The 16,092-nt window shown below is 53.5% G+C and carries 15 protein-coding genes; 13 read left to right on the top strand and 2 right to left on the bottom strand.

The genetic code is table 11. From position 1 onward, the window contains the following. The first annotated feature begins 261 nt into the window (after positions 1-261). Entirely contained in the window at positions 262-1,236 is a 975-nt protein-coding gene (locus LOS15_RS09075) for a malate dehydrogenase (RefSeq protein ID WP_009096474.1), read from the top strand. A 103-nt stretch (positions 1,237-1,339) separates the two neighbouring features. Here LOS15_RS09075 and LOS15_RS09070 read toward each other — a convergent pair whose 3' ends face one another. Next, entirely contained in the window at positions 1,340-1,996 is a 657-nt protein-coding gene (locus LOS15_RS09070; protein ID WP_263065390.1) for an HAD family hydrolase, read from the bottom strand. Positions 1,997-2,170: 174 nt separating this feature from the next. Between LOS15_RS09070 and LOS15_RS09065 the strand changes: the two genes are divergently transcribed. Both LOS15_RS09065 and ptsP read left to right on the top strand, forming a co-directional pair. Further along, positions 2,171-2,665, top strand: coding sequence for an RNA pyrophosphohydrolase (locus tag LOS15_RS09065; protein ID WP_253501893.1), 495 nt, complete (start codon positions 2,171-2,173; stop codon positions 2,663-2,665). Between the two features lie 82 nt (positions 2,666-2,747). Beyond that, positions 2,748-5,009, top strand: a complete 2,262-nt coding sequence (ptsP, locus tag LOS15_RS09060; protein WP_263069672.1) for a phosphoenolpyruvate--protein phosphotransferase — start codon at positions 2,748-2,750, stop codon at positions 5,007-5,009. Here ptsP and LOS15_RS09055 read toward each other — a convergent pair. Continuing rightward, a complete protein-coding gene (locus LOS15_RS09055; protein ID WP_263065386.1) occupies positions 4,992-5,765 on the bottom strand; it encodes an NRDE family protein in 774 nt (257 codons plus the stop codon). The two genes, ptsP and LOS15_RS09055, sit on opposite strands and share 18 nt — an antisense overlap. Before the next feature lie 146 nt (positions 5,766-5,911). Between LOS15_RS09055 and LOS15_RS09050 the strand changes: the two genes are divergently transcribed. The 10 genes from LOS15_RS09050 to cysQ all read left to right on the top strand — a co-directional run bounded on the left by LOS15_RS09050 (position 5,912) and on the right by cysQ (position 16,090). Continuing rightward, on the top strand, positions 5,912-7,084 hold the full coding sequence (locus tag LOS15_RS09050) for a response regulator (RefSeq protein WP_263065384.1): 1,173 nt from the start codon (positions 5,912-5,914) through the stop codon (positions 7,082-7,084). Continuing rightward, the gene (locus LOS15_RS09045; RefSeq protein WP_263065382.1) at positions 7,084-7,881 is read left to right on the top strand and encodes a sulfite exporter TauE/SafE family protein; all 798 of its coding nucleotides are present in this window, start codon (positions 7,084-7,086) and stop codon (positions 7,879-7,881) included. The genes LOS15_RS09050 and LOS15_RS09045 overlap by 1 nt, the downstream gene beginning before the upstream one ends. A 55-nt stretch (positions 7,882-7,936) precedes the next feature. Continuing rightward, positions 7,937-8,728 (top strand): prolipoprotein diacylglyceryl transferase, encoded by a 792-nt coding sequence (gene lgt, locus LOS15_RS09040; protein WP_263065380.1) that lies wholly within the window; start codon positions 7,937-7,939, stop codon positions 8,726-8,728. 95 nt (positions 8,729-8,823) lie between these two features. Beyond that, positions 8,824-9,654, top strand: a complete 831-nt coding sequence (locus LOS15_RS09035; protein ID WP_317629605.1) for a thymidylate synthase — start codon at positions 8,824-8,826, stop codon at positions 9,652-9,654. Further along, entirely contained in the window at positions 9,651-10,190 is a 540-nt protein-coding gene (locus LOS15_RS09030; protein ID WP_263065378.1) for a dihydrofolate reductase, read from the top strand. Before LOS15_RS09035 ends, LOS15_RS09030 begins: the two co-directional genes overlap by 4 nt. A gap of 20 nt (positions 10,191-10,210) precedes the next feature. Next, entirely contained in the window at positions 10,211-11,029 is an 819-nt protein-coding gene (locus tag LOS15_RS09025; RefSeq protein WP_263065376.1) for a ProQ/FinO family protein, read from the top strand. Positions 11,030-11,291: 262 nt separating this feature from the next. Next, positions 11,292-12,425: a porin gene (locus LOS15_RS09020; protein ID WP_263065375.1), complete on the top strand. Its 1,134-nt coding sequence runs from the start codon at positions 11,292-11,294 to the stop codon at positions 12,423-12,425. Between the two features lie 200 nt (positions 12,426-12,625). Beyond that, positions 12,626-14,224, top strand: a complete 1,599-nt coding sequence (pgm, locus tag LOS15_RS09015) for a phosphoglucomutase (alpha-D-glucose-1,6-bisphosphate-dependent) (protein ID WP_263065374.1) — start codon at positions 12,626-12,628, stop codon at positions 14,222-14,224. Between the two features lie 167 nt (positions 14,225-14,391). Next, the gene (locus LOS15_RS09010) at positions 14,392-15,246 is read left to right on the top strand and encodes a UTP--glucose-1-phosphate uridylyltransferase (protein ID WP_263069668.1); all 855 of its coding nucleotides are present in this window, start codon (positions 14,392-14,394) and stop codon (positions 15,244-15,246) included. Between the two features lie 85 nt (positions 15,247-15,331). Next, positions 15,332-16,090 carry a 3'(2'),5'-bisphosphate nucleotidase CysQ gene (gene cysQ / locus LOS15_RS09005; RefSeq protein WP_263065372.1) on the top strand — a complete coding sequence of 253 codons (759 nt, stop codon included), beginning with the start codon at positions 15,332-15,334 and terminating at the stop codon, positions 16,088-16,090. The last annotated feature ends 2 nt before the right edge of the window (positions 16,091-16,092 follow it).

The raw sequence follows: 16,092 nt of genomic DNA, 5'->3' as shown, positions 1-16,092 counted from the left end.
GGGGTTGCTATATCCGTATAAGCCCAGAAAACCGTATATTTAAGCTGTACGTTAAAGACCGTGCTGAAGGCGGGGTGCGCAGCCTGTCACACCATAGCGTAACCCGAGCTTCCCAGCGAGTACCAAGCAGTGGCGGGAAGGGTACTAGCCTCATGTCTGATTGAGTTTTTGCCCGGCTGGGCATACCATCTTGTCGTCTTAATTTCTGTCGAACCACCCTCAGGCGAGCCCTTACACTCGGCAAACCATCAAGGAGCAATGATGAAAGATCCAGTACGTATTGCGATTACCGGCGGCGCAGGCCAAATCAGCTACTCTCTTATTTTCCGCATCGCCGCTGGCGACATGTTGGGGCCGGATCAGCCTGTCATTCTTCAGCTTCTGGAAATCCCTCAGGCGATGGACGCCCTGAACGGCGTGGTGATGGAAGTCAACGACTGTGCCTTCCCGCTGGTCAAAGACGTTGTCGCAACCGATGACCCCAACGTCGCGTTCAAAGATGCGGATTTCGCCCTGCTGGTAGGTGCCCGTCCTCGTGGCCCCGGTATGGAGCGTAAAGACCTGCTGGAAGCCAACGCTGCTATCTTCTCCGTGCAGGGCAAAGCGCTAAACGATCACGCCAGCCGCGACGTGCGCGTGCTAGTTGTCGGTAACCCGGCTAACACCAACGCGCTGATTGCTTCTTGCAACGCGCCGGACCTGGACGCGGGTCAGTTCACCGCCATGACGCGTCTGGATCACAACCGCGCGTTGACCCAGCTGGCTCAGAAAACCGGCAAGCACGTCACCGACGTTGAAAACATGATCATCTGGGGCAACCACAGTGCCACCCAGTACCCGGATCTGGCCCAGTGCAAAGTCGATGGCAAAGCGGCTTTCGACCTGGTTGAGCGCGACTGGTACGAAAACGACTTCATCCCCACCGTTCAGCAGCGCGGCGCGGCGATCATTAAGGCACGCGGTGCGTCATCTGCAGCGTCTGCCGCTTCTTCCGCTATCGACCACATGCGCGATTGGGCGCTGGGTTGTGACGGCATCGTCAGCATGGCGATTCCGTCTGACGGCAGCTACGGCATCGACGCAGGCATCATCTACTCTTACCCGGTGCGCTGCCAGGGTGGTAAGTACGAAATCGTTCAAGGTTTCGAACTGGACGCTTTCAGTAAAGAGAAGATGCAAGCTACCGAGAAAGAGCTGCGCGAAGAGCGTGCGGCCGTTGAGCACCTGCTCGGCTAAGTAGCCTCGCTGGCGCTCCTACATGAGCGCCTAGCAAACGCAAAGCCCCACAAGCATGCTTGTGGGGTTTTTTATGGCGATTTACTGCTCACCCTTCACCGCTTTAGTCCCGTAAGCTCATGATTCGCCAGTGGTGCGTTTTAGCATGCTGGCGCAGGGTGTCATCGGGATCGACTGCCACCGGATGCTCTACCTGCTCAAGCAGCGGCAGGTCGTTGTGGGAATCGCTGTAAAACCAAGCGCCATCCATGGTGAGGTCCTGGTCTTCAAGCCACTGCTTTAAGCGGGTGACTTTACCTTCGCGGTAGCTGGGCACCCCAGATACGCGGCCGGTGTAGCGTCCATCAATCATCTCAGGGTCAACAGCGATTAAATCATCAACGCCCAAGCGCTCGGCAATCGGGCCGGTAATAAAGCGGTTGGTGGCGGTGATGATTAGCAGCGTATCGCCTTTAGTGCGATGGCGGGCCAGAAGCTCTTCGGCCTTGGGGAGAATATGTGGCTCAATTTTGCTGGCCATAAACTGCTGATGCCAGGCGGCCAGCTGCTCCGGCGTGTTTTCCGCGAGTGGCTTCAGTGCCATCTCCAGAAACGCTGCCATATCCAGGGTGCCCGCATTGTAGTCGGCCATAAAGCGTTCATTGGCTTCTCGGTAAGCCACAGGGTCAACGGCACCCTGTTCGAGTAGAAACTCACCCCAGGCGTGATCGCTGTCGATGGATAGCAGCGTATTATCCAAATCGAAAATGGCCAGACTCACGGCGCTCCCCTCATGGTTAATGTTGGTAGTTGATTGCTAGTTAATAGCGAGGCACAAAGCGGCGGATTATCGCAGAGTCGTCTTGGTTTAACCACTTAGCGTTATATTGTATTGATACGCTTGTCTCCCTTGTGGAAAAATGGGCATAACTGAAAATTTATTAAGGTGATGTCCGTGATCGACGCTGACGGCTTTCGCCCCAATGTTGGCATTATTATTGCCAATAGCCAGGGGCAACTGCTCTGGGCGCGTCGTGTAGGACAAAATGCGTGGCAATTCCCCCAGGGAGGCATTAAAGCAAGCGAGACTCCACAACAAGCGCTTTTTCGTGAGCTTCACGAAGAGATCGGCTTAACCGCCGACGATGTTGATATTGTCGCCTGCACCCGGGGCTGGCTGCGTTACCGTCTTCCACGACGCATGATTCGTACCCACTCGCGACCGGTCTGTATTGGTCAGAAGCAGAAGTGGTTTTTACTTAGGATTCGCTGTCAAGAGAACCGGATCTGCATGACGGCCACGCCCAAGCCCGAATTTGATGGCTGGCGCTGGGTAAGTTATTGGTACCCATTGGGGCAGGTAGTGCCGTTTAAACGAGAGGTATATCGACGCGCGTTACGAGAGCTCTCTCCGCGTGTACAGCGCCTAGCACAAGATAACGAAGGATAATGCGCTTTACTGCCCAGGATGGGCAGTAAAGCCAGCCTAGAATCCCTCAGCGAGGCAAATAATAGTGAAAAGTAAAACCTCCATGCTTGAGGTGCTACGTCGCGTTATTCAGGAAGTGAATGGCGCTCGAAACCTCGATGCCGCGCTGTCAACCATGGTTCGTCGCATACGCAAGGCCATGCAAACGGACGTGTGCTCTTTTTATCTTTACGATAAAGAGCTTGAGTCGTTAGTGCTAATGGAAACCATTGGTTTGCGTACCCAGGCAGTGGGCCGCGTGGTGCTGCCTTTGGGGGAAGGCTTGGTTGGCTTGGTGGCCAAGCGCAGTGAGCCACTTAACCTAGAAGATGCCCAGGCGCACTCGCATTTTCGCTATTTTGAGGCCACAGGCGAAGAGCGCTATTCAAGTTTCTTAGGTGTGCCGATTATTCACCAGCGCCTGATGCTTGGTGTATTGGTGGTTCAGCAAGCTGAAAAACGTCAGTACGACGACGAAGATGAAGCGTTTCTGGTAACCATGGCCGCGCAGCTGGCGGGGGTGCTGGCCCATGCGTTAGCGACGGGCAATCTTTCCCGTCCGGCGCTGCCCGGTGGCCAAGCCATGTTTAAGGGCGTAGCAGCGTCTCCCGGCATGGCTATGGGAGAGGCGGTGGTCATTTCGCCACCTGCTGATCTCAACAGCGTTCCTGATCTCATCCCTAATGATCAAGATTATGAAGTCGCTCGTTTGAAAGAGGCGATTGGCAAAACGCGCAGCGAGATTCGCGCTGCCGCCGAGCGCTTGGCGAGCCGGATTTCTGCCCAGGAGCTTGCTCTTTTTGACGTGTACCAACAGATGCTGGGGGAGGCGGCACTTTCTGAAGAGGTTGAAAAGCGCATTCGTGAAGGGCAGTGGGCACCTGGAGCATTAGCCGATGTGGTGCGCCGCCATGTGCAATACTTAGAGCGCGTTGATGACGACTACCTTCGCGAGCGGGCGGCGGATATTCGTGACTTGGGGCGCCGTGTGCTGTCGCATTTGCAGGAAGACACGCCATCAACGCCAGAAACGTACCCTGATAACGCCATTTTAGTTGGCGATGAAATCAGCGTGGCGATGCTGGGTGAAGTGCCCAGGGGTAAGTTAAAGGGACTTGTGTCGGTGCGGGGCTCCAGCACTTCTCATGTGGCGATTGTCGCCCGCGCCATGGGAATTCCTACCGTATTAGGCATGGTGGACTTACCTCTACCGCGCTTAAATGGTGCGCCCGTGGTACTGGATGGCCACCGTGGCCGTCTGTTTGTGCGTCCAGCCGATGAACTGAAAACGCGCTACGCCAGTTTAATTGCCGAAGAGGCAGCACTCAGCGAAGTGCTAGAGCATGAGCAGGATTTGCCCAGCGAAACGCCGGATGGCTATGCAATGCCTCTGATGGTCAATACCGGCTTGGCGGTTGATGCCAGCTCGCTGCTTAAAAGTCGTATTGGTGGCGTCGGGCTATACCGTACCGAAGTGCCGTTTATGATTACCGAGCGCTTTCCCGGTGAAAAAGAGCAAATGCGGATGTATCGCGAGCAGCTCGAAGGCTTTGCGCCGCTGCCGGTGGTCATGCGCACCTTGGATATTGGTGGTGACAAGGATCTGCCGTATTTCCCTATTGAAGAGGCTAATCCATTTTTGGGCTGGCGAGGTATGCGGGTAACGCTTGATCACCCCGAGGTGTTAATGGTTCAGCTGCGCGCCATGCTTAAAGCTTCGCATGATTTGGGTAATCTTTATGTGCTGTTCCCGATGATTACCAATGTGGAAGAGGTTGATGAAGCGCTGCGCCTGCTGGATCGTGCGATTGTCGAGCTAGGCGAGGAGGGCACCACCGTTATACGGCCCAAAGTTGGCGTGATGATCGAAGTCCCTGCAACCATTTATCAAATGGATGCGTTAGCTAAGCGGGTTGATTTTTTCTCGGTGGGCAGCAACGATTTAACGCAATATCTGCTGGCGGTCGATCGCAACAACCCTCGCGTCTCAAGCCTTTACGATGCGCTGCACCCCGCGCTTCTCGGTGCACTGCAAGAGCTTTCCTTGGATGCTAAACGGCTTGGTAAGCCGATTTCACTATGTGGCGAGTTGGCAGGCGATCCCGCCGGTGCGCTGCTGTTAATGGCCATGGGCTTCACGAGTCTCTCAATGAACGCTCCCAGCTTGCCTAAAGTACGCGCGGCGATTCGCCGGGTAAGCTTTACGGATGCAAAAGGCTTGCTTGAGGAGATTATGCAGCTAGATACCCCCTCTCAAGTGCACGCGCATTTAAATACGCGTATGGATGAATGGCAGCTTTCGCATTTGCTACCCCCGCGGGACTGAGTTTGAGAGCTTCGTTTCACCTTCAAAACGACCGAGCGGCCCAAAGCGCTGCTCGGTCATTGCTACTTCTCCCTGCTGGCTGAGGGTCAACCACGTCGTCGCTCGGGTGCCATACTGCTCACCGATAATAAACGCGGCAGAAAGCTGGCGCTCAAGGGTTACGCCAACGCCTGTATTGGGCAAACGAGCATCAGGTGCTATCTGTGGACTGTGCAACGCTTCTTGAGTAGCGTGTCGCCAGTTATCAGGGCGGCTATGAGCTAAGGCTTGCGTGACGGCGGTTAACTTCGGCCAAGGTGTGTTGAGCGTTGCGTTGGAGAGGCCATGCACACCCTCAGCGACTTCAGTCAAGGTGGTGCCATCGTAACCCCTGTGTAGATGCCACAAACGCTCTGCTGTCGCAACGAGCAGGTTAAACCCGGCGTAGCGCTGGGCCTGGGTGTTAGCCAGTTGGATCAGCCAAGCGTCAATATCGCGACACTGTAGAGCGCTCGCCACCAGCTCCCCTCGGCTAGGTGCGTGTGCTGGCGTGCTAAGACGCGGGTCGCGCACATTGGTGAGCGCGGCCACTCGGCCTTGCTGATTGGCCGCTAACCACGTTCCTCCCGCCTCTAAATCTCGACCACCCATGAGTCCGTGGGGGGTATCCCAAACAGCTAATGGCGCCGTTGGGCGGGCGTGAAACTCATCTCGGTTCGCCGCGAGGCGCAGAGGCTGAGTGCTGCCTGGGTGCCAAGCAAACGTAATTAAGCACATGACGAATTCGGTAATCCTTCAGACTCAATGAGCAATAGCGTCAACCTCTACAAGAGTGGAATGACAGCGTTGATGTGTAGACGTACACTAACCTTAGAACAGGACGTTTGACCACCAATGCTTGATTGCAACCCAGGACTTAAACCATGCAACCCAATCAGCGAGAGCACTTCTGGAACGCCGTTATATGGCCGATTCTCTGGCCTTTGCTGCTGGTTCAAAGCGCACTGGTCACGCTGTGTGTGTTGGTAGGATTCGTTATCTGGGGAATATCGCCAAACCAAACCTCCTGGAGCACAACGCTTTGGCTCACTCTCGCCCTTTTATTGGGTAGCTGTATGAATGTGGCTGCCTTTCTTATGCTGCTCAAACACCGTGCTAAGCGGTCAGATGTGCTATTGAGGCATGAATTAAAAACCCTTGAACGAAACGCAAAAAGGCTGAGCCAGACAGTAGCGAAAGTGCCTGTTGAAGAACAGCGCATCGCATCAGCAGACGCAGAGTCGCTTTTGCCCCTCCAGCGGTTGGTGCAAGTGAATGAGGCACTTGCCGAGTGGCTGAACATCCGCCAGCAAGCGCCATTGATAGCGCCTCTATCGGAGCAGCCCAAGCAGGATCAAGCGCTGCTAGAGGATCTGCATCACCAACAAAAACAGCTTAAGCACCTGATGGCGGGGCGAGACCGCGCTCGTGAAGAGTCACGCTTAAAATCCGGCTACCTAACGCTTTTACAGCGTGAAGCTGATAATTTGTTTGCTTATCTTGGGGAGCTAATCCAGAAAGATAGGTGCAAAACGTGCCATCACGACATTAGCCACGTGCAAGATCGGCTGGCTGATATTCGCGCTTTGCTGGCTAATTTTGCCCAAGAAAATGCAAGCGATGAAGAGAGTAATGAGGTGTTGCCATCCACCGCGAAGCGCCAGCTTAAAGTGCTGGTAGTGGACGATGGCCCCGTCAACTTAATGCTCGCACGGCAAATGCTAGAGGCCCAAGGGCTTTATGTAGAAGGTGTTAGCAGCGGCGAACAAGCATTAGAGCGACAACAGACCACGTTTTACGATCTAGTGTTTATGGATATTTTTATGCCTACCTTAGACGGATTTGAAACCGCACAGCGCTGGCGCAGCTATGAGCGCAGTAATGATAGCCCACGCAGTGTGCTTGTAGCGTTAACCGCAAATGTCGATAACGCCAGGCGCGATACCTGTGAGGCTGCTGGGTTAGACGACGTACTCGCTAAGCCTTACCAGCCTGACACACTCGTAGGCATGATTACCAAATGGGTGCCTAGTAAAAACCATGAGACACCTACCTAATGACAGCAGTCACTATTATCGTGGGCTATTTAGTACTAGGCGCAGCAGCGGGCACCATGGCAGGGCTATTCGGCGTTGGTGGGGGCCTTATTATCGTACCTGCGCTGGTATTTGCGTTTGGCCTGCAAAACATTGCCCCTGAAATCACGATGCACTTGGCGGTAGGCACCTCGCTGGCGACCATTGTCGTCACCGGTGCCTCTTCAGCACTGGGGCATTTTCGCAAGGGGAGCGTGCACCGCCCCTGGTTCATGGCGTTATTGCCAGGGTTAATGCTGGGAGCGATTGGCGGCGTATTCATTGCCGATAATCTATCGGGCACCGTTTTAGGTACGTTATTTGGTATTTTCGTGCTGCTGCTAGCGGCCAAAATGGTGCTGGGCCTTAATCCTAAACCGGGGGTAGGGTTACCTGGCAAGGCTGCAATGACGGTTGCTGGGGGCGTGGTAGGCGCTATTTCAGCGCTATTTGGGATTGGTGGTGGAGCGATGACGGTTCCCTGGTTATCGCGCTGTGGGGCGTCTATGACCCAGGCCGTTGGTACGTCAGCCGCCTGTGGGTTGCCCATCGCAGTGGTCGGTGCGGTTACGTTTATAGTCGTTGGTTGGGGTCACCCGTTACTGCCCCCATGGGCTACGGGGTTTGTGATGTGGCCAGCGTTTTTAGGGATCGTGCTGACCAGCGTGCCTTTTGCCAGAGTAGGGGTGAAGCTAGCCCATGTGCTGCCAGCCCAGGTTCTTCGCTACTCTTTTGCAGCGCTTCTTGGAGTCGTGGGGCTTCGTTTTATCTTGGCATGACCGCTTTCTGGCATATTTTTAAGCCGTTTTATTTCTTACCGTTTAGAGAGTCTTGATGATCAACTACCCAACGATTGACCCGGTTGCAATTTCACTCGGTCCGCTACAAGTGCATTGGTATGGTCTGATGTACGTGGTGGGGTTTGTAGCCGCATGGTGGTTAGGCTGTAAACGCGCGCCACGCATAGGGCTGACCAAAGACGATATTGGCGATTTACTCTTCTACTGTGCCATTGGGGTGGTGGTCGGAGGACGGCTAGGCTACGCGCTATTTTATGGCCTGGAGCAGTGGTCGGCTGACCCCCTATGGGTCTTCCGCGTTTGGGATGGTGGTATGAGCTTTCATGGCGGCCTGTTGGGCGTGCTGCTTGCTGCTTGGCTGTTTGCACGCCGCAAGCAGCTAGCGTTTTTTACCCTCACCGACTTTATCGCGCCGTTAGTGCCGGTTGGGTTAGGTGCTGGGCGAATTGGCAACTTCATCAATCATGAGTTGCCGGGGCGAGTAACGTCACTACCGTGGGGGATGCCTTTTCCAGGCATGGGGCCCGAACCACGTCACCCCTCGGCTCTCTATGAGGCGCTATTAGAAGGCGTGGTACTGTTCGCGATTCTTTGGTGGGTGTCGGCTACGCCACGGGCGCGTGGTTTCATGTCAGGCCTGTTCCTGCTGGGGTATGGCATATTCCGCTTTATGGTGGAGTTTGTCCGCATGCCCGATGCGCATATTGGCTACCTTGCTTTCGGCTGGTTCACCATGGGAATGTTGCTAACACTACCCATGATTGTGTTTGGCCTGTTTTTAATGGCGTGGTCGCGTAATAATCCTATCGACGCCAAGGCTTCTTAAATAATTAAATTCTTATCGGCGAGTGCTGCCTGTGACGCTCTGGCGGCAGGTGGTTTAGAATATATACTCTCATTGCCTGACAATCTGGAAATTCTGTGACTGCAACAACGCCCACGCTTAAAGAAGCGCTTGAACAGCCGTATCTTGACTTAATGCGCACTGTATTGGAGCAGGGCGTTGACCGTAACGACCGTACGGGTACCGGCACGCGCTCGGTGTTTGGTCATCAAATGCGTTTCGACCTCTCCCGTGGCTTTCCACTATTAACCACCAAAAAGCTCCACCTACGCTCTATTATTCATGAGCTGCTGTGGTTTTTAAAAGGCGATACCAATATTAGGTATCTGCAAGAAAATGGTGTGCGAATATGGGACGAATGGGCAGATGAGAACGGCGACTTAGGGCCTGTTTACGGTTACCAGTGGCGCAGCTGGCCAAGCCCCAAGGGCGGTAGTGTTGATCAAATCACCCATGTCCTCGAGCAAATTCGTAATAACCCGCAGTCACGGCGTTTGATCGTGTCTGCCTGGAACCCCGCCCAGGTAGATGAAATGAAACTACCGCCGTGCCACTGCCTCTTTCAGTTTTACGTGGCGAATGGGCGCCTCTCTTGTCAGCTTTATCAGCGCAGCGCGGATATTTTCCTAGGCGTGCCGTTTAATATCGCAAGCTACGCACTGCTGCTTAGCATGGTGGCCCACGTAACCGGCTTACAGCCCGGTGAATTTATTCATACGCTTGGCGATGCCCACTTATATAGCAACCATTTAGAGCAAGCCCAAGAGCAGCTAACGCGAACGCCTTTTGCCGCGCCCAAGCTGGCGCTCAATAACCAGGCCACTAGCTTGTTTGACTTCACTTTCGATGACATACAGATATCGGAGTATGAATCACACCCCCATATTAAAGCTCAGGTGGCCGTATGAATTCGCACGAGCGCATGGTTGACCCCTTAGTGCCCGTTGCCATGATTGTTGCCATGGCGAAAAACCGCATTATTGGTGTAGAGGGCAAGCTGCCCTGGTATTTGCCTGAAGATTTAAAATTCTTCAAACGGATGACCCAAGCCAAGCCGCTGGTGATGGGGCGTAAAACATATGCATCCATTGGTAAGCCGCTACCTAACCGACTAAATATCGTGGTAACCCGAGATGAAAATTTTCAGGCCGCTGGGACGCGGGTTTGCCATGACCTAGCGGCGGCACTTGCGCTAGCCGATCAACAGGCAACTATTGAAGCGGCTGAAGAAATTATGGTGATGGGGGGCGGTGAGATTTATCGCCAAGCACTTCCTTATGCGCAACGTCTCTATATTACCGAAGTAGACATTGATATAGAGGGTGATGCGGCTTTCCCAGCGTTTTCTCTGGATGAGTGGCGCGAAGTGCAACGGGTTGCAGGGAGTCCAGCGGAAGGGCAGCCCCACTATGATTTTGTCGTATACGAGCGTGTCAACGACTGATTAAATCAAAGGAGGGGAGCATGGCCGCCAACGTACTGCATTTAATCGAAACACTGGAAGCGCACCTTGAACGCACGGAAACCGAGCTAAAAGCTCTGCGTGAAGAGAATACTTGGCTCAAGCAGCAGCTGGCTGCTCAAAATAAACCACATGACGTTGCTCCTGCTCCTGAAGAGTCGTTGGAAATGCTAGGAAACGCCCCTCAGAAAAATGAGAAAACAGAAGCAGAGGTGGAAATGGTGGAAGATGGGCGTGACGATGCAAAAGAAACAGAAGCTCCCTCACCCCAAGCGCTGTTAAATCAGTGGTATCAGCGCTACCCAAACGCCTTTTTCAAGGGGCACACTAAGCCACTCAAGATTGGGATTCATCATGATCTTGCCCAGCGGGAGCCTTGGTCGGGTAAGTTGATTCGGCGAGCGCTCGCAAACTACGTCAATCTGCCACGCTATGTAAAATCAATGCGTGAAGGCGCAGAACGGTTCGATTTAGACGGCAACCCCGCAGGCAAGGTGGATAAAGAGGCCTCGCTACACGCCAGCCAGCGGCGAAAAGAGCGGCCATCGTCTGGCGCATCCGTTGCTACTAAGAAAAGCAAGCTGCCGCAGAAAAACACCGCTAATGCCGCCGATCACGCACCCACCCACACACCTAAGAAAAAGGCGGAAACTGGCAGCCACGTTTCTCGGCCCGTCGTTAAAGCTGACGATAAAAGCAAACACCCTGCACAGCCCGAAACCAGCGGGTTAGAAAGCGGGTTAGAAAAAAGCCATCAAGCGAAGCCACTTAGCTTAGAAGAAAAGCTAAAAGGACTTCAGCAAAAATTTAAAGGTCACTGAGACCTAGTCAGCCTGCTAGGGTTCCCTAAAAATATGCAAATCGTAAAAAAACACTGTTTTTTTCTATTGCGTTCACTGGAAACCCGGTATAGAGTTTGACCTGCGAGCATTGGAATATAACAAGGCTTAGTTGAGGACATGCCACATACCACCGGGAAAAACCGGAGGATGGAACAAGAGCATGGCCCGCAAGCCAACTGCCAACTTACCTATAAGTTGGCAATAACGATCGAAACAGTAAGCTAGTTAAGGAACCTACATCATGAAAAAGACACTTTTAGCGACTGCTATTATCGGCGCCCTGGGTGCCTCTGCAGCAGCACAAGCAGCAACTGTATATGACCAAGACGGCACCAAGCTTGACGTCTATGGTCGTATCGCAGTGGGTATCGCTGGTGGCGGCCCTGACTACCGCTCCGCAACTGGTGCAGAGCAAGCTGCGGGTGCTGGTGAAAATGTTTCTGTCAACAATGGCGCTGAATTCGTAGATGTGTATTCTCGTCTTGGCCTGCGCATGAGCCATGAAGTTACTCGTGATCTGACCGCTTTCGGCCGTCTTGAGTGGCGTTTCCGTGCTGACGAATCTGGCAACCGTAACGGAAACAGCTTCTCAGCCTTTTCTGAAACTCGTCAAGCTTACTTAGGCTTGCAAAGCGATCAGTTTGGTACTTTCCAAGCTGGTAACTTTGACTCCATGTACAACCAGTTCGTATCTCTTCCTTTCGATGTTTACATCGATCGTGGTTTAGAGTTCGCTGGTCACCCGACCCAGTCACGTGGCGACTCTATCGGTTATTACACGCCTGACCTGAGTGGCTTCACCGCATTCTTGCAACTGAAGCACTTCAGTGAGCGTGGTCTGCGTAATGATGGCAGCTTATCTGGTGGTGCTGCTCGTCAGACTACTGACGATGGTTCTGAAGTGGCATCGCAAGGTGGTGTTCGCTATGCACAAGGCCCGGTCACTATTGGTTTAGGTTTTGTTGATGACGTAGCTCGTGGCGACGGCGGTAACGATGAAATGCGTTATGGCTTGATCGGTTCTTACGCTATTACTGACCAGTTCTCTGCACGTCTGGGTTATGAAACCCGTAGTGACAACGATACTTTTGGTGGCGGTTTTGACACAGTAGGCCTTGGTGGTACTTTCGCCACTGGTCCTTGGGCATTCAATGCTGACATCTACAATGTAGATCGTGATAATGACGACAGCCGTACTGCATGGGCGTTGGGCGCTTACTACAAAGTTTCCAGCAACTTTGACGTGTTTACCGAGCTTCATCAGGCTGACCAGCAGTCAGTTGATATTACTGTAGGTGGCAGTGATGCTATCAGTGTTGATCGTGCTGATGGTGACGATGTTTACTGGCTGACAGGCGCGCGTTACCACTTCTAAGCTTGGTTTAACCACGCTTAAGGGTGTAACCCCTGCAAAACAGTATAGAACCGGTCCCTTTAGGGGCCGGTTTTTTTATGTATGGCTGCTTAACCTGTTGCTGATATCCGCTATGCCAGCTCGCATCTGCTGTGTCTATGTCAGTAAACTGTTCATAACAGCAAAATAGACTATTCGTAGAGTTGAAAGGAGACGTGGGGATGGATGCCATCACTCAGGCGTTTTATGCACACAGCCCAAATGCCAGCGTGGCGAAGGAGCGTGTTGCCTTTGGCACCTCTGGCCATCGGGGGCGGGCGTCAGAGCGCACCTTTAACGCAGCGCACATTACGGCGATTACTCAGGCGGTGGTAGATTACCGTAAAGCGCAAGGCTACCAAGGGCCGCTGTTTTTAGGTTTTGATACCCACGCGCTCTCCCGTCCTGCCTGGGAGATGGTCCTGCGTGTTTTGGCGGCGAATAAAGTGCCGGTGTTTGTGGAAAAGTCTCAGGGCTATACGGCAACGCCGCTGATCAGCCGCGCTATTTTGCAGCACAACAGCCCTCAGCATCAGACTATTGAGGGTGCCGGGAAAGCCGATGGCCTGATTATCACCCCGTCCCATAATCCTCCTGAAGATGGCGGAATCAAGTACAACCCTGCCCACGGTGGGCCTGCAGATACGGACGCGACGCAATGGATTGAACAGCGTGCCAATGCGTATCTGCTAGGAGAGTTAGGCGATATCGCCTTGGCTTCGGTGTCAGACGCGCTAAACCATGCCCAGGAGTATGACTACACGGCCCACTACGTGGCGCAGCTGGGTCGCGTGGTGGATATGGTGGCCATCCAAAATGCCCACCTTACGCTAGGGGCGGACCCTATGGGCGGCACCGCACTGCCAGTCTGGCAAGCGGTCGCCGAGCATTACGGGCTGAACCTTGAGGTGGTCAATACTACCGTTGATGAAAGCTTTCGTTTTATGCCGCCAGACCATGACGGCAAGATTCGTATGGATTGCTCTAGTGCTGCTGCTATGGCGAACCTGTTAAACATTAAAGACCGTTTTGATATCGCGTTTGGAAACGACCCGGATGCTGATCGCCATGGTATTGTAGACATTAACGGCCTGATGAACCCAAACCACTTCTTAGCCGTGTGCGTGGATTATCTCCTCAGCCATCGGCCTGAGTGGAAAGAGACGCTTAAAATCGGTAAGACGCTGGTGTCGTCTTCGCTGATTGATCGAGTCGTCGCCTCTCATGGGCGAGCGCTATACGAAGTGCCGGTTGGGTTTAAATGGTTTGTCGCAGGCCTTCACGAGGGCTGGCTTGCCTTTGGAGGAGAGGAGAGCGCAGGCGCTAGCCTACTTACCCGTGATGGCAAGGCATGGTCGACCGATAAAGACGGGATTGCGCTGTGCTTACTGGCCGCCGAGATACGCGCGGTGACCGGCAAAACCCCAAGTGAGTATTACCGCACGCTAACCGATCGCTTTGGCGAACCGTTCTACAAGCGAGTAGATACTGCCTGTACGGTTGAGGAAAAAACTGCCTTTAAGCAGTTAAGTGCGCAAAGCGTTACCGATAGCGTCTTAGCTGGTGATCCCATCACGGCCGTTATTGTGAATGCGCCGGGTAACGGCGCTGCGATAGGTGGGCTAAAAGTAACGACGCAAAACGGTTGGTTTGCGGCACGCCCCAGCGGGACAGAATCGCTCTACAAAGTATATGCAGAAAGCTTCAAGGGTCCGGAGCATCTAGATGAACTGATTGCAAATGCTAACGCACTGCTTTCAAAGATATTGAGTGGCGCGTGAGTTGTGACCCTGCTGATCGCCCGGCTTGCGCCTGTGGTTACGTGATTAACAAGGTGCTTCTTCAAGTGCTTGAAAACGATGCCCGGCATACAAATTGCATAGTGTAGAGCGTAGCTTAATTATTAGATTTAAAGTGTGGGCAATAAACGCTTAAAAGGACGTTAATGATGACTCAAGTGCGCAAGGCGATTATTCCAGTAGCCGGTTTCGGCACACGGCTGTTGCCAATCAGCAAGGCGATTCCTAAAGAGATGGTGCCTGTGGTCGATCGTCCGCTGATTCAGCATGTGGTAGAAGAAGCCCTGGCGGCGGGTATTAATGAAATTATTTTGGTGACCCGAGCGGGAAAATCGGCGATTGAAGACCATTTTGATGCCCATTTTGAGCTTGAGCACTCCTTGGCAAGTAAAGGTAAGAATGCACTGCTTGAAACCCTGTCGGCCATTTCGCCCAAACAGCTGAAGGTGACCAGTGTACGCCAGCCCAATGCCAAAGGTTTAGGCCACGCGATTTTTTGTGCCGCTCATTTGCTGGATAAAGATGAACCGTTTGCCGTTATCCTGCCTGATGTCTTGGTAAAGCCCCAGGTAGGAAGCACCGTCTGTGACTTAGGGAGGATGGTAGAGCGCTGGAGTGCGCATGATGCCTCTCAAATCATGGTAGAAGCCGTGCCCCAGGCAGACGTTTACCGTTACGGCATTGTTGACTGTGACGAACCTAACGCAGGTGAAAGTGCCACGATGCGCGGTGTGGTTGAAAAACCAGCACCTGAAGATGCACCTTCGCGACTTTCCGTTATTGGCCGCTATGTGCTGCCATATCGTATTATGGAGCTTTTGCGCGACCAACCGCCGGGGGCTGGCAATGAAATCCAGCTGACCGATGCCATTGACCGCTTAATGCAAGAAGGTAAAACCGTTCAAGCTTTCCGCATGCATGGCCGCACGTTTGACTGTGGGCACATTCAAGGTTGGTTGAACGCTAATACCACCCTGGCTCGTGAAGCGGGTTACGATATCTAATCGCAGATGCCAAAACAGTTTCTCTTCAAGCCGCTTGAGTGAATGCTAAAGCGGCTTTTTCAATGTAAAACCAGAGGGGACGCGTATGCATGACCTGCTGGAGCGCGTATTAGCCATTGCCTACGAGGCCGGTGAAGCGATCATGACGGTGTATGGGCGTGAGTTTAGGGTTGAGCTAAAAGACGACAACAGCCCGCTCACCGAAGCTGACCAGGCGGCTCACCGCGTCATCATACGTGGTTTGCAAGCATTGCCTCAGCCGCTGCCCGTTCTTTCCGAAGAGGATGTTGATGGGTTTGCGGGCATTGATAGCGAAGGCTGCTACTGGTTGGTCGACCCGTTGGACGGTACTAAAGAATTTATCAAGCGAAATGATGAGTTTACGGTAAATATTGCATTAATCCAGAACGGCCAGCCGGTGTTGGGTGTGGTGACCGCCCCCGCGTTGGGCGTTGCATATCTAGCCGCTGCAGGGGTCGGTGCGTTCAAGATAGACCAGGGTCAGCGCCGGGCAATACATGTGGCCGGTAAGCCACATGCCGGCAGCGAGTGGAAGGTAATGGCCAGCCGTTCTCACGCAAGCCCTGACTTAACAGCGTGGCTAGCTACCTTAGGCCGCCATACGCTTCAGCCTATGGGGAGCTCGCTCAAATTTTGCGTGATTGCGGAAGGGGATGCCGATGTTTACCCGCGCCTCGGGCCCACCTGCTTATGGGATACGGCGGCTGCGCATGCCATTATCTTGCAGGCGGGCGGTCGGGTAGAAAACCTGCAGGGCGATCCGCTCAGCTATGCTGACCCTGCTGAAACGCTAAACCCTGACTTTGTTGTTTGGGGGCATTAAAC

Source organism: Halomonas sp. 7T (genome assembly GCF_025643255.1).
Taxonomy (GTDB): Bacteria; Pseudomonadota; Gammaproteobacteria; order Pseudomonadales; family Halomonadaceae; genus Vreelandella.
This window is presented reverse-complemented; position numbering and strand designations above follow the sequence as displayed.

Bases quoted from the DNA above. Each gene is read 5' to 3' on its own strand.
- LOS15_RS09050 (WP_263065384.1), top strand. From the start codon at position 5,912: ATGCAACCCAATCAGCGAGAGCACTTCTGGAACGCCGTTATATGGCCG.
- lgt (WP_263065380.1), top strand. From the start codon at position 7,937: ATGATCAACTACCCAACGATTGACCCGGTTGCAATTTCACTCGGTCCG.
- LOS15_RS09075 (WP_009096474.1), top strand. From the start codon at position 262: ATGAAAGATCCAGTACGTATTGCGATTACCGGCGGCGCAGGCCAAATC.
- pgm (WP_263065374.1), top strand. From the start codon at position 12,626: ATGGATGCCATCACTCAGGCGTTTTATGCACACAGCCCAAATGCCAGC.
- LOS15_RS09010 (WP_263069668.1), top strand. From the start codon at position 14,392: ATGACTCAAGTGCGCAAGGCGATTATTCCAGTAGCCGGTTTCGGCACA.
- cysQ (WP_263065372.1), top strand. From the start codon at position 15,332: ATGCATGACCTGCTGGAGCGCGTATTAGCCATTGCCTACGAGGCCGGT.
- LOS15_RS09055 (WP_263065386.1), bottom strand. From the start codon at position 5,765: ATGTGCTTAATTACGTTTGCTTGGCACCCAGGCAGCACTCAGCCTCTG.
- LOS15_RS09025 (WP_263065376.1), top strand. From the start codon at position 10,211: ATGGCCGCCAACGTACTGCATTTAATCGAAACACTGGAAGCGCACCTT.
- LOS15_RS09045 (WP_263065382.1), top strand. From the start codon at position 7,084: ATGACAGCAGTCACTATTATCGTGGGCTATTTAGTACTAGGCGCAGCA.
- LOS15_RS09020 (WP_263065375.1), top strand. From the start codon at position 11,292: ATGAAAAAGACACTTTTAGCGACTGCTATTATCGGCGCCCTGGGTGCC.
- ptsP (WP_263069672.1), top strand. From the start codon at position 2,748: ATGCTTGAGGTGCTACGTCGCGTTATTCAGGAAGTGAATGGCGCTCGA.
- LOS15_RS09030 (WP_263065378.1), top strand. From the start codon at position 9,651: ATGAATTCGCACGAGCGCATGGTTGACCCCTTAGTGCCCGTTGCCATG.